Origin of the sequence: Pseudomonas sp. SJZ103, assembly GCF_007828335.1 — a bacterium.
Lineage (GTDB): Bacteria > Pseudomonadota > Gammaproteobacteria > Pseudomonadales > Pseudomonadaceae > Aquipseudomonas.
Window position 1 is genome coordinate 213,005 of the sequence record NZ_VIUN01000006.1, and the last position, 14,177, is coordinate 227,181.

Here is a 14,177-nt window from a genome sequence, read left to right on the forward strand (position 1 = left end):
CATTGGCTGATCATTGTGCCTGCAACACCTCATCCGCCCGACCGCCCTCTTCCTGGATCACCAGGTGAATGAAGTGCAGCTTGGCGATCACCGCCGGTGGCAGCACAAACGGGTAGAAATCCGGCTGGCCCATGGCGCGGGAGAGTTCATTGAGCATGCCGGCCAGTTCGATCCAGGCGTTGACGAAGGACAGGAATGCAACACCGCCGGGATGCTCGGGGTCGTAGAGCGTGGTGAGGGGGAATGGCTGGTAATCCAGGTCCATCTCACGGGCGCTCATGCCAAAGCCCAGGGCGGTGTCGACGGCGTCCATCATGTGCAGGTAGTGAGCCCAGGTCTCCGCCCAGTCTTCCCAGGGATGCATGGTGGCGTAGGCACTGACGCTGGTTTGCTGCCAGTCGGGGCGCGGGCCGTTCTGGTAGTGCTGGTCGAGGGCGTCGGCGTAACTGGCGCGCTCGTCGCCGAACAACTGGCGAAAAGGCTCCAGCCAGTGGCTGTTGGCGATCAGGCGGTCCCAGTAATAGTGGCCGACCTCATGGCGAAAATGGCCCAGCAAGGTGCGGTAGGGTTCGCGCATCTGCACCCGGATTTTTTCGCGGTGGGCGTCGTCAGCTTCCTTGATGTCAAGGGTGACCAGGCCGTTGGCATGCCCGGTCATGGGCGCGTTGCCTTCCAGGTCGATGCCGACGAAGTCGAACGCCAGGCCGCTATCCTCGTCGACGCTCTTGGGCACTACTTGCAGGCCCAGGCTGATCAACTGCGCCACCAGCCGGCGCTTGGCGGTCTCCACCTTGCTCCAGCGCTCGGGGTTCTCCGGGATCGACAGGTCGGGGATGGTGCGGTTGAGGCTGCACGCCACACACAGCGGCGCAGTGCTGTGGGCGGGAATCAGCCAGTTGCAGGCCGCCGCGGTGTCGAGGTTGGCACAACGGCGAAAAGCGCCGGCGTCGAGGTTGTCGTCTTGCAGCCAGGTGCCTTCCACGGGCCCGGGCTGCAGGGAGGACAAGCGGCTTTGCTGCGGCTGATAGCCCAGCAGCGCCTGGCAGGCCAGGCATTGGCTGTTGCGAAAGAACAGCGCTTGCCCGCACCGACACTGCCACACCTTGCTGTTGCGCGAGGTTTCGGCCATGAACGGTGCAGCGATGCGCGAACTGAGTTGCTCGAAGTAGCGGAACATGGCGATCTCTCCCTGGGTGACTGAGACTAGATCATTTAGGACTCAGGATCGTTCCACTTTCCTTCTGGGGCTGCGTCGCAGCCCGGCGCGGGGCAAGCCCGCTCACCACAGGCGCCGCGTCAGACCGAAATATTGTGTTTGGCAAGGAACGCGACAAAGGCCTCTTCGTCCAGCACCTTCAAGCCCAGCTCGCTGGCCTTGGCCAACTTGGAGCCAGCACCCGGCCCGGCCACCACGCAATGGGTCTTCGCCGACACGGAACCGGCCACCTTGGCGCCAAGGCTTTCAAGCTTGTCCTTGGCCACGTCGCGACTCATCAGCTCCAGGGAGCCGGTGAGCACCCAGGTATGCCCAGCTTCGGGCAGGCCTTCGACCACCTTCTTCTCGCTCTGCCAGTGCATGCCGAAGTCCCGCAGTTGCTGCTCGATAGCCAGGGCGTGGCGAGCGTTGTCCGGGTTATCGAAAAACTCCCGCACGGCCTTGGCCTGCTTCTCCGGCAGCGCCTGGCGCATGTCGAGCCAGTCCGCCTTGATCACGCCTTCCAGGCTGCCGAACTTATCCGCAAGTTTCTGCGCAGCGCCGGGGCCCACCGAGGGTACATGCAGCTTGTCCAGGAAGCCGCCCAAAGTGGTACTGGCGGCGAACTCGGCGCTCAGTTCCCCCTGATCCTGCAATTGCAGGCCGCATTCATCAGGCGACAACAGCGCGCCGATCACGTCCTGGTTGTGGCTGTCTTCGAAGAAGCTGTGGATCTCATGGGCCACTTCGAGGCCCACATCCGGCAGGTACGTCAGCACTTCCGGCAAGGCTTTCTGCACGCGCTCAAGGGACGCCAGGGAGCGCGCCAGCACCTTGGCCGTCTCTTCGCCCACGTCGGGAATGCCCAGGGCGTAGATAAAACGCGCCAGGGTCGGGGTCTTGCTGTTTTCGATGGCGGTGATCAGCTTCTTGCTGGAGATATCGGCAAAGCCTTCCAGGTCGATGATCTGCTCGTATTTGAGTTTGTAGAGGTCGGCCGGCGAACCGATGAGTTTTTCATCCACCAGTTGCTCGATGGTTTTGTCACCGAGCCCGTCGATGTCCATGGCCCGGCGCGAGACGAAATGGATAATTGCCTGCTTGAGCTGCGCACCACAGGCCAGGCGCCCGACGCAGCGGTACACCGCACCTTCACTGACGGTTTCCTTGCCCTTGCTACGCTTGACCAGCTGGGTTCGCTCCACATGGGAGCCACACACGGGGCAGCGCTCAGGGATCGGCACCGCACGGGCGTTTTCCGGGCGGCGTTCGAGGACCACCGACACCACCTGCGGGATTACATCACCAGCACGACGGATGATCACGGTATCGCCGATTTTCACGCCCAGGCGCGCGACTTCATCCATGTTGTGCAGGGTGGCGTTAGACACGGTGACACCCGCGACCTTGACCGGCTTCAAGCGCGCCACCGGCGTCACGGCACCCGTGCGGCCGACCTGGAATTCCACGTCGAGCAGCTCGGTGAGTTCTTCCATGGCCGGGAATTTGTGCGCGATGGCCCAGCGCGGCTCGCGGGCGCGAAAGCCCAGCTCACGTTGCGAGGCAATGCTGTTGACCTTGAACACCACGCCGTCGATTTCATAGGGCAGGCTGTTACGCCGCTCGCCAATATCGCGATAGTAATCGAGGCACTCCTGGATACCCTTGGCCAACTTCAGCTCATGGCTGATGGGCATGCCCCACTGCTGCAACTGCTTCAGGTTGCCGATATGGGTGTCGCTGATATCCGCGGTCACCTGGCCGAGGCCATAGCAGCAGAATTCCAGCGGACGACTGGCGGTGATCTTCGAATCCAACTGGCGCAGGCTGCCCGCCGCAGCGTTGCGCGGGTTAGCGAAGGTCTTGCCGCCGACTTCCAGCTGCGAAGCGTTGAGCCGCTCGAAACCGGCCTTGGACATGAACACTTCGCCGCGCACTTCCAGGGTCGCCGGCCAGCCACTGCCATGCAGTTTCAACGGGATATTGCGCACGGTGCGCACGTTGACGCTGATGTCTTCGCCGGTGGTGCCGTCGCCTCGGGTGGCGCCGCGTACCAATTCGCCATCCTGGTAAAGCAGGCTGACCGCGAGGCCATCCAGCTTCGGCTCACAGCTGTATTCCACCGCCGCGCCACCGCCGAACAGATCGCCCACGGGCAGGTCGAGACCCTCGGTGACCCGGCGATCGAACTCAAGCATGGTGGTTTCATCAAACGCGTTGCCCAGGCTGAGCATCGGGATCTCATGGCGTACCTGAGTAAAGGCGGACAACGCCGCACTGCCAACCCGCTGCGTCGGTGAATCACGCGTCACCAGGTCCGGATGCTCGGCCTCCAGGGCCTTGAGCTCGTGGAACAACCGGTCGTACTCGGCGTCCGGAATGCTCGGCTCGTCGAGGACGTGGTAACGGTAGTTGTGCTGATCCAGTTCAGCGCGCAGTTCGAGGATGCGGGTGTGGACGGCGGTCATGGGTGTTCTCTCATAAAGCAAAAGAGCAGCCGAAGCTGCTCAAATGTTGGTGCGCTTATTCTAATGACAACGCTGGAAACCAATCCTCAGCGTTTCTGTGTCAGGGCGCGACGCTCGAACTCGACGATGCGCTGACGGTAGTGTTCGATGGTCTGGGCGGTCAGGACGCTGCGTTGGTCGTCCTTGAGCTCGCCGTTGAGTTCCTGTGACAGCTTGCGGGCAGCGGCCACCATCACGTCGAACGCTTGTTTCGGGTGACGCGGGCCCGGCAGGCCGAGGAAGAAGCTCACCGCAGGGGTACTGAACAGGTCAATGTCGTCAAGGTCGAAGGTGCCTGGCTTGACTGCGTTAGCCATGGAGAACAGCACTTCGCCGTTGCCGGCCATGCTTTCGTGGCGGTGGAAAATATCCATCTCGCCAAAGCGCAGGCCGCTTTCGAGGATGTTCTGCAACAGCGCCGGGCCCTTGAAGCCGGCCGCGTCGCGGCAGATCACGCTGATCACCAGCACTTCTTCAGCGGCAGGCTGATCGTTGACCGATTGACGCGGCGCATTCTTGCCAGCGTTTTCATCCGGGAAATCATCGTCGCGGCTGCTGAAGCTCGGGCCTTCATCGACATCGAGGTTCAGGTCACCCTGATGCGGTTCGGCAACGCTGGCGCTGCCACGCTTGCCACGCTTGGAGGATGGCTCGCGGGCTTCACGCACCGGCGCGCTCATCGACGGCAAGTCATGCTCGTCCAGTTGCGGTTCCTTATGGGTATCCAGCACACGGGGCGGCCCCAGCAGCTCGGCGCTGCCGTCGTCGTCAGGCAAGTTGGACAGGTTGCGGTCCAGACGGAATTTGAGCTTGCCCTTGCCACCGCGCATGCGGCGCCAGCCATCAAAAAGAATACCGGCAATGACAATGATGCCGATGACGATCAGCCACTCGCGCAGACCGATTTCCATGTAATCCCGTGCCTCTAATAAAAAATGCTGAAAAATAAGGGGTTTAGCACCGTGCAAACCGCTTTAAAACGTGGCGCCAACTCTATGTTCTGACTGACGTTTTGCCCACGCATACGAAAAATTGACATTAAACTAGCACGACCAAAGATAACTTTACACAGTTGACGCGAAATGTGTCGAATTGCCAGCTTTCAGGCATAGTAGGCAATCTCCTACAGCATGCGCCGACTGTGAGCTACAAGCCCTGAGCTACAAGCTACAAGCTTCAAGCCAACTCACTTGCTGCTTGAAGCTTGCCGCTAGGCGTCCACCATCGCCATCGCTTCTTCCACATCCACCGCGACCAAACGTGAACAGCCCGGTTCATGCATTGTCACCCCCATCAACTGATCAGCCATTTCCATGGCGATCTTGTTGTGGGTGATATAGATGAACTGCACCGTCTGGGACATCTCCTTGACCAGTCGCGCATAGCGTCCAACGTTAGCGTCATCCAGTGGTGCGTCAACTTCGTCGAGCATGCAGAACGGCGCCGGGTTCAACTTGAAGATGGCAAACACCAAGGCCAATGCGGTCAGGGCTTTTTCGCCGCCGGACAACAAATGGATGGTGCTGTTCTTCTTGCCCGGAGGCCGCGCCATGATCGTCACCCCTGTATCGAGTAGATCTTCGCCCGTCAGTTCCAAGTAAGCGCTGCCACCACCGAAAACTTTCGGGAATAACGCCTGTAAACCGCCATTAATCTGATCAAAGGTATCTTTGAAGCGGTTACGGGTTTCCTTGTCGATCTTGCGGATCACGTTTTCCAGGGTGTCCAGTGCTTCCACCAGGTCGGCGTCCTGGGCATCCAGATAACGTTTACGCTCGGACTGCTGTTGGTATTCATCGATGGCGGCGAGGTTGATCGCGCCGAGTCGCTGGATACGTGCGGCAATCCGTTCAAGTTCTTCCTCGGCCTCTTTCTCGTTGGCCTGGGCGGTCAAGGTGTTGAGCACGCCATGCAAGTCGTAGCCGTCTTCGAGCAATTGGTCTTGCAGGGTCTTGCGGCGCACGGTCAAAGCTTGCCATTCCATGCGCTGTTGTTCGAGCTGGCCGCGAATCAGCTGGGATTGCTGCTCGGCCTGGGTCCTGCGTTTTTCCGCATCGCGCAGTTCGCGATCGGCATCTTCCAGGGCGATCTGCGCGGTCTTGAGTTCTTCGTCGACGGTCATGCGTTTGTCGAGCAACTCTTCAAGCTTGAGGCGCAACTCTTCCAGCGGCGCTTCGCCCTCCTCCAGGTTGAGACTCAGTTGCTCGCGCTTTTCGGTCAGGCGTTCGGACTGCATTTCCAGGCGTTCAAGGGCCTGGGCCGTGGAATTGTGCTGGGCCTTGAGCGAACCCAGGCGCACTGCCAACTGATGGGCGTGGTCCTTGTGCTGGCGGGCTTCCTGGCGCACACGATCAAGGCGCTCGCGCAGGCTGTCACGCTGGGCCAGCAGCAGTTCGCGCTGCTCGGTGTCCAGGGCCATGCTGTCGAGGGCTTCCTGCAATTGCAGGCGCGCTTCGCCGATCTGTTCGTGTTCGAGGGCGCGCTGCTCGCCCATCTCCGCCACTTCTTCGTCGAGGCGGGTGCGGCGCAGGGTCAGTTGCTCGGCCTTGGCTTTGCTCGCGGAGAGCTGCGCTTTTAATTCGCCTTGCTGGCGTGCTTCGTCCTGCAACAGGCGGCGCAGGTGTTCGCGGCCGGTCTCTTGCTGGCGCTGTGTGGCGCGCAAGGTTTGCAGTTCGGTTTCGAGGCTTTCCAGAGTGGCTTCACGCTCTTCACGCTCGGCGATCAGGTTGACGATTTCCTGGCCACGGGCCAGAACGCCGCTTTCCGCTTCACTGGCACGGCGCACTCGCAGGAAGTGGCGGCCGACCCAGTAACCGTCGCGGCTGATCAGGCTTTCGCCGGCAGCCAGTTGACCGCGCTGGGCCAGGGCCTGCTCAAGGGACTCCACCGGTTTGACCTGGCCCAGCCACGGCGACAGGTCAATCGCCGCCTCGACCTTGTCCAGCAGGCTGCCCAGCACCCGCGTGCCATCAGCGGCGGGGCTGAGCAAACGCAGGTCACCCTGGGTAAAACCGGCCAGGTCGAAGCCGCCAAAATCATCCACCAGCACGGCTTGCAGGTCGGCGCCTAAAACGGTCTCTACCGCCAGCTCCCAACCGGCTTCAACCTTCAAGCCCTCGGCCAAACGCGGACGCTCCGCCAGGTGCTGATCACGCAGCCATTCGGCGGTGCCGGTGCCTGGGTCCAACGCCGCTTGCTGCAAGGCTTCAAGGGACGCCAGCCGGCCATTGAGCCGCTGCAAATCGCCCTGGGCCTGCTGCTGGGCCTGGGTCGCCTGTTGCAGCTGCTGACGCAGTTGCTCCAGGCGCTCCACTTGTTGTTCTTCGCTGGCTTCCAGCTCCTCCAGCGTCATTTCGCTTTCGGCCAGTTGCTCGCTGAGTTCCATGATCGCCGCGTCTTCCGGGTCGGCGGCAAGCAGCACCCGCTCTTCCTGCAGACGACGCTGGCGTTCGGCCAGGCGTTCCATGCTGGTTTCCAGTTGCTGGATACGCGACTGCTGCACCTCGGCCTGGCGCCGCGGTTCGGCAGATTGCAGGTTGAAGGCGTCCCACTGCTCCTGCCAACCGTGCATGGTGGTTTCGGCTTCTTCCAGCGCAGCGGCGGCCTCTTCGGCGGCGGCGTTGGTGATCTCCTGCTCGGGGGTGAGCATGTCCAGCTCTTCGCCCAACGTCAGCAGCAAGGTACGATCGTGGCCCAGGTGCGATTCGGTTTCCAGGCGCGCGCGTTCGGCTTCCTTCAAATCGTCCTGCAACTGACGCAGGCGCTGCTGGCCGTGCTGGATGCTTTGCTCGACCCGGGCGATATCGCCGCCCACCGAATAGAAGCGGCCCTGCACCAGATTGAAGCGTTCGGACAGGTCATGGTGCCCGTCGCGCAGGCGCTCGATGGCGGCGTCGGCATTGCGCTGCTCGGCCACCAGGGCCTCGAAGCTGATTTCCTGGGTGCCGATGATCGCTTCGCGCTGGCCCACCTGGTCATTCAGCGCCTGCCAGCGCAGGGCCGACAGTTGTGCCTTGAGCTGGCGCTCTTCGCCCTTGTATTCCTGATACTTCTCGGCAGCCTGGGCCTGGCGGTGCAGGCGCTCCAACTGGCGCTCCAGCTCTTCGCGCAGGTCGGTGAGGCGGGCAAGGTTTTCATGGGTGCGGCGGATACGGTTTTCGGTCTCGCGGCGGCGCTCCTTGTACTTGGAGATACCGGCCGCCTCCTCGATAAAGTTGCGCAGGTCTTCGGGCTTGGCTTCGATCAGCTTGGAGATCATGCCCTGTTCGATGATCGAATAGCTGCGCGGGCCCAGGCCGGTGCCGAGGAAGATGTCGGTAATGTCCCGGCGTCGGCACTTGGTGCCGTTGAGGAAGTAACTGTTCTGGCTGTCGCGCGTCACCTTGCGGCGGATGGAGATTTCCGCGTAGGCCGCGTATTCGCCGATCAGGGTGCCGTCGGAGTTGTCGAACACCAGTTCGATGCTGGCCTGGCTCACTGGCTTGCGGCTGGTGGAGCCGTTGAAGATGACGTCGGTCATCGACTCGCCACGCAGGTTTTTTGCCGAGCTCTCGCCCATCACCCAGCGTACGGCGTCGATGATGTTCGACTTGCCGCAGCCATTGGGCCCGACCACTGCCGCCATGTTACTGGGGAAGTTCACCGTGGTCGGGTCGACGAAGGATTTGAACCCCGCCAGTTTGATGCACTTGAGCCGCACGTTTAGGCGTCCGCCAACGCAGCGATGACCAGCGAGCTGCTGCGCTCGCAGTAGGCCGACAGCACCTGGCGAATCTGCAGAAGGTCACGGGCGAGCACGGCGGCGAGCAGTTGCTCGAACAGCGCCAGGTACTCACTCATGGACGCCTTACGCTGATCCAGGGCCAGGTAATAGGCGCGGTTCATCGCTGGCTGCAGGTTCTCGACGGTTTCCTGCAAATACGGGTTGTTGGCAAAGGGGTATGCGGCGCGCATCACATTGAAGCATTCTTCGACAAAGGCGCGGATGTCCTGGCGCTCGAAATTGCTCACCAGGCGCTGCTGGATCTGTACGAACGGCGCCATGTCGGCCTGGGTCTGCCAGCCCTGGGCGACCGCATTGCCAAGCAGGATATACAGCTCACTCATCAGCGTGCACAGACTCTGCACCTTGTGCGCCGTGAGCTCGGTCACGTGGGCGCCACGGCGCGGCAGGATCGCGATCAAGTGGCGACGTTCAAGGATCAGTAAAGCTTCACGCACGGAACCACGGCTGACATTGAGCGCCAGCGTGACTTTCTGTTCCTGGATCCGCTCCCCAGGCTTGAGATCGCCGCGAATGATACGTTCGGCGAGGTGGTGAGCGATCTGCTCGGCGAGACTGTCCGGCGCCTTGAACGTCATGTTTTCCCTTCAAAATCTTCTATCGGTACAAGCGCGGCAGTGTAGCGCATTGGCCCGCTGATGGCGCTACGCCCACCGTGGCGAATTTGGCATGAAATAAGCAACTTTTACGCATCAGGCGAAACCCATAAGCCGCCAAAAACGCCGGTTCCAGAAGACTGGACCATAATTGAATGTGTTGAGATCGCAATTTCTTGACCTTAAAGTCAGAAAATCGTTGACCGAAAAGTCAGACATGACTAGATTCGGCGCAAAGCGGTTAACAACAATAATGAGTCTGCGAGGCCTTCCGTGATCCAGTTTTTACTTAACCAGGAACTCCGTAGCGAGCACGCCCTGGACCCCAACCTCACCGTGCTCAACTATCTTCGCGAGCATGTGGGTAAACCCGGTACCAAGGAAGGCTGCGCCAGCGGCGACTGCGGCGCGTGCACCGTGGTGGTCGGCGAGTTGCACACCGACCCTCAGGGCGTTGAGCAGATCCGTTATCGCAGCCTCAATTCCTGCCTGACATTTGTCTCGTCGCTGCACGGCAAACAACTGATCAGCGTCGAAGACCTCAAGCACCAGGGCCAACTGCACAGCGTGCAACAGGCCATGGTGGAGTGCCACGGTTCGCAATGCGGCTTTTGCACCCCAGGTTTTGTGATGTCGCTGTTCGCCCTGCAAAAGAACAGCGACGCTCCCGACAGCCAAAAAGCCCACGAAGCCCTGGCCGGCAACCTGTGCCGCTGCACCGGTTATCGGCCGATCCTCGCCGCCGCCGAACAGGCCTGCTGCAATAAACCGGTGGACCAGTTCGACAGCCGCCAGGCCGAGACCATCGCCCGCCTCAAAGCCATCGCGCCGACCCAAACCGGTGAACTCAACAGCGGCGACAAACGCTGCCTGGTGCCACTCACCGTTGCCGACCTGGCCGACCTCTACGATGCCTACCCCCAAGCCCGCCTGCTGGCCGGCGGCACCGACCTGGCCCTGGAAGTCACCCAGTTCCACCGCACCCTGCCGGTGATGATCTATGTCGGCAATATTGAAGAGATGAAGCGCATCGAGCGCTTCGACGACCGCCTGGAAATCGGCGCCGCCACGGCCCTCTCCGACTGCTACACCGCGCTGCACCACGAATACCCGGATTTCGGCGACCTGCTGCACCGCTTCGCCTCCCTGCAAATCCGCAACCAAGGCACCCTCGGCGGCAATATCGGCAACGCTTCACCGATTGGCGATTCGCCGCCGCTGCTGATCGCCCTTGGCGCGCAGATCGTGCTGTGCAAAGGAAACGTGCGCCGTACGTTGGCGCTGGAAGACTACTTCATCGACTACCGTGTGACGGCGCGCCAGGACAGCGAGTTCATCGAGAAAATTATCGTTCCTAAAGGCCACGCGTTGTTCCGTGCCTACAAGGTTTCCAAGCGCCTGGACGATGATATTTCCGCCGTCTGCGCTGCATTCAATCTGAAGATCGACAACGGTGTGATCAGTGAGGCCCGCGTCGCCTTTGGCGGCATGGCCGCCACGCCAAAACGCGCGAAAAGCTGCGAAGCCGTGTTGGTCGGCGCCACCTGGAACGCCGCCACCGTCGAGAAAGCCTGCGCCGCCCTGGCCGAGGACTTCACCCCGCTGTCGGACTTCCGCGCCAGTAAGGAATACCGCCTGCTCAGCGCGCAGAACCTGCTGCGCAAATACTTCATCGAACTGCAAACGCCGCACATCGAGACTCGGGTGACCGCTTATGTCTAACCATCACGCCGTGGAAAAAACCCAGGCCGAACTGGCCGCGCTGTTTGCCCAGGACCTGACCTCCGGGGTCGGCCGCAGCGTCAAGCATGACAGTGCCGCCAAGCACGTGTCCGGTGAAGCGCAGTACATCGATGACCGCCTGGAATTCCCCAACCAGTTGCACCTGTATGCGCGCATGTCCGACCGCGCCCACGCCCGGATCATCAGCATCGACACCGCGCCCTGCTATGCCTTTGACGGCGTGCGCATCGTCATCACCCATGAAGACGTGCCGGGCCTCAAGGACATCGGCCCGCTCATGCCCGGCGACCCGTTGCTGGCTATCGATACGGTGCAGTTCGTCGGCCAGGTCGTTTTGGCCGTGGCTGCCCGCGACCTGGACACCGCACGCAAGGCCGCGATGGCCGCGGTGATCGAATACGAAGACCTGGAGCCCGTGCTGGATGTGGTCGAGGCATTTCGCAACAAGCATTTCGTACTCGACAGTCACACCCACCAACGGGGCGATTCGGCGGGCGCGCTGGCCACGGCGAAAAACCGTATCCAGGGCACGCTGCATATCGGCGGCCAGGAACACTTCTACCTGGAAACCCAGATCTCATCGGTGATGCCCACCGAAGACGGCGGCATGATCGTCTACTGCTCCACGCAGAACCCCACCGAAGTGCAAAAGCTGGTGGCCGAAGTGCTGGACGTGTCGATGAACAAGATCGTCGTCGATATGCGCCGCATGGGTGGCGGTTTTGGCGGTAAGGAAACCCAGGCCGCCAGCCCGGCGTGCCTGTGCGCGGTGGTGGCGCGCCTCACCGGCCAACCGACCAAGATGCGCCTGCCGCGCGTCGAAGACATGCTGATGACCGGCAAGCGCCACCCCTTCTATATCGAATACGACGTGGGCTTCGACGACAGCGGTCGTCTGCACGGGATCAATCTGGAGCTGGCCGGTAACTGCGGCTGCTCACCGGACCTGTCCAACTCGATCGTCGACCGCGCGATGTTCCATGCCGACAACTCTTATTACCTGGGCGATGCCACGGTGAACGGCCATCGCTGCAAGACCAACACCGCGTCCAACACCGCCTATCGCGGCTTCGGTGGCCCGCAAGGCATGGTCGCCATCGAGGAAGTGATGGACGCCATCGCCCGTCATTTGGCGCTGGACCCGCTGGCGGTGCGCAAGGCCAATTACTACGGCAAGACCGAGCGCAACGTCACCCACTACTACCAGACCGTCGAGCACAACATGCTCGAAGAGATGACCGCCGAACTTGAAGCCAGCAGCCAATACGCCGAGCGCCGCGAAGCGGTTCGCCTGTACAACGCCCACAGCCCGATCCTGAAAAAAGGCCTGGCGCTGACGCCGGTCAAGTTCGGTATCTCGTTCACGGCGAGCTTCCTGAACCAGGCGGGCGCGCTGATCCATATCTACACCGACGGCAGCATCCACCTGAACCACGGCGGCACCGAGATGGGCCAGGGCTTGAACACCAAGGTCGCGCAAGTGGTGGCCGAAGTGTTCCAGGTGGACATCGACCGCGTGCAGATCACCGCCACCAACACCGACAAGGTACCCAACACCTCGCCGACCGCTGCCTCCAGCGGTGCGGACCTGAACGGCAAAGCCGCGCAGAATGCCGCCGAAACCATCAAGCAACGCCTGGTAGAATTCGCCGCGCGCAAGTACGACGTGAGCGAAGCGGATGTGGAATTCCACAACGGCCATGTGCGCGTGCGCGACCAGATTCTGACCTTCGAGGCGTTGATCCAGCAGGCGTATTTCGCCCAGGTCTCGCTGTCGAGTACCGGCTTCTACAAGACCCCGAAAATCTTCTACGACCGCAGCCAGGCGCGCGGTCGGCCGTTCTATTACTTCGCGTTTGGCGCTGCCTGCTGCGAAGTGATCGTCGACACCCTGACCGGCGAATACAAGATGCTGCGCACCGACATCCTTCACGATGTGGGCGCCTCACTGAACCCGGCCATCGACATCGGTCAGGTGGAAGGCGGCTTTATCCAGGGCATGGGCTGGCTGACCATGGAAGAGTTGGTGTGGAATAACAAGGGCAAGCTAGAGACCTGCGGCCCGGCCAGCTACAAGATCCCGGCGGTGGCCGACATGCCTTTGGATTTGCGCGTGAAGCTGGTGGAAAACCGTAAGAACCCGGAAGACACGGTGTTCCATTCCAAGGCCGTGGGCGAGCCACCGTTCATGCTCGGGATAGCCTCGTGGTGCGCGATCAAGGATGCGGTGGCGAGCCTGGGTGATTATCGCCATCAGCCGAAGATTGATGCGCCGGCGACACCGGAGCGGGTGTTGTGGGGGTGTGAGCAGATGCGCAAGGTGCAGACGGCGACAGCTGTCGAGACTGAAACTGAAATGGCTTCGCTCTAGACCGAGGCGCTGCCATCGGGGACAAGCCCCCTCCCACATTTGAAGGTATTCACAGATCAAAATGTGGGAGTGGGGCTTGCCCCCGATGACGGCCTGAAAGACACCACAAGAGGTGACTATGAACAACTGGATCAGCGCCCTCGCCGACCTGCAAAACCAAGGCGAACCCTGTGTACTGGTGACCATCATCGAAGAGCTCGGCTCCACGCCGCGCAATGCCGGTTCGAAGATGGTGATCAGCGCCGCGCAGACCTTCGACACCATCGGCGGCGGGCACCTTGAGTACAAAGCGATGCAGATCGCCCGCGATATGCTCATGCGTGGCCAGCAGAACACCCACCTGGAGCGCTTCAGCCTCGGCGCGAGCCTGGGCCAGTGCTGCGGTGGCGTCACCGTGTTGCTGTTCGAACCCATGGGCCAGGTCCAGGCGCAGATCGCCGTATTTGGCGCCGGCCATGTCGGCCGCGCGCTGGTGCCGTTGCTGGCGACCCTGCCGTGCCGGGTGCACTGGATCGATTCGCGCGAGCAGGAGTTTCCGGATCATATCCCCCACGGCGTGCGTAAAATCGTCAGCGAAGAGCCGGTGGACGAAATCGCCGACCTGCCGGTGGGCAGTTACTGCATCGTCATGACCCACAATCACGCGCTGGATCTGGAACTGACCGCCGCCCTGCTCAAGCGCAATGACTTTGCCTACTTCGGCCTGATCGGTTCCAAGACCAAACGCGTCAAGTTCGAACATCGCCTGCGCGATCGCGGCTTCGACGCCGCGCAGTTGCAACGCATGCGCTGCCCCATGGGCCTCACCGAGGTGAAGGGCAAGTTGCCGGTGGAGATCGCCATCTCCATCGCCGGCGAAATCATCGCCACCTATAACGCCAATTTCGGCCAGCACACCGCGAGCGCCGAACCCATTGCCAAATTGCTCCCGGCCTCGCGCCGCAGCCAAGCAATTCCTTCTTTTGCCAAGAATTGAGATCAC

8 protein-coding genes are annotated in these 14,177 nt (G+C 61.5%); 3 read left to right on the plus strand and 5 right to left on the minus strand.

Translation table 11 applies throughout. The features are described from left to right. Nucleotides 1–10 precede the first annotated feature (10 nt). The 5 genes from FBY10_RS15945 to FBY10_RS15965 form a co-directional block, all read right to left on the minus strand. Nucleotides 11–1,177, minus strand: a complete 1,167-nt coding sequence (locus FBY10_RS15945; protein ID WP_131699668.1) for a putative zinc-binding metallopeptidase — start codon at nucleotides 1,175–1,177, stop codon at nucleotides 11–13. Between the two features lie 119 nt (nucleotides 1,178–1,296). Further along, nucleotides 1,297–3,663 carry an NAD-dependent DNA ligase LigA gene (gene ligA, locus FBY10_RS15950; protein WP_145337017.1) on the minus strand — a complete coding sequence of 789 codons (2,367 nt, stop codon included), beginning with the start codon at nucleotides 3,661–3,663 and terminating at the stop codon, nucleotides 1,297–1,299. A gap of 86 nt (nucleotides 3,664–3,749) precedes the next feature. Continuing rightward, on the minus strand, nucleotides 3,750–4,613 hold the full coding sequence (zipA, locus tag FBY10_RS15955; RefSeq protein ID WP_131699670.1) for a cell division protein ZipA: 864 nt from the start codon (nucleotides 4,611–4,613) through the stop codon (nucleotides 3,750–3,752). 299 nt (nucleotides 4,614–4,912) lie between these two features. Beyond that, nucleotides 4,913–8,401 (minus strand): chromosome segregation protein SMC, encoded by a 3,489-nt coding sequence (smc, locus tag FBY10_RS15960; RefSeq protein WP_145337018.1) that lies wholly within the window; start codon nucleotides 8,399–8,401, stop codon nucleotides 4,913–4,915. Between the two features lie 2 nt (nucleotides 8,402–8,403). Continuing rightward, on the minus strand, nucleotides 8,404–9,063 hold the full coding sequence (locus tag FBY10_RS15965) for a GntR family transcriptional regulator (RefSeq protein WP_053132831.1): 660 nt from the start codon (nucleotides 9,061–9,063) through the stop codon (nucleotides 8,404–8,406). A gap of 291 nt (nucleotides 9,064–9,354) precedes the next feature. Between FBY10_RS15965 and xdhA the strand changes: the two genes are divergently transcribed. From xdhA to xdhC, 3 genes are all read left to right on the plus strand, one after another. Beyond that, the gene (gene xdhA, locus FBY10_RS15970; protein ID WP_131699673.1) at nucleotides 9,355–10,803 is read left to right on the plus strand and encodes a xanthine dehydrogenase small subunit; all 1,449 of its coding nucleotides are present in this window, start codon (nucleotides 9,355–9,357) and stop codon (nucleotides 10,801–10,803) included. Further along, entirely contained in the window at nucleotides 10,796–13,195 is a 2,400-nt protein-coding gene (gene xdhB, locus FBY10_RS15975; protein WP_145337019.1) for a xanthine dehydrogenase molybdopterin binding subunit, read from the plus strand. The genes xdhA and xdhB overlap by 8 nt, the downstream gene beginning before the upstream one ends. Before the next feature lie 118 nt (nucleotides 13,196–13,313). Continuing rightward, nucleotides 13,314–14,171 (plus strand): xanthine dehydrogenase accessory protein XdhC, encoded by an 858-nt coding sequence (gene xdhC, locus FBY10_RS15980; RefSeq protein WP_131699675.1) that lies wholly within the window; start codon nucleotides 13,314–13,316, stop codon nucleotides 14,169–14,171. Nucleotides 14,172–14,177 lie beyond the last annotated feature (6 nt).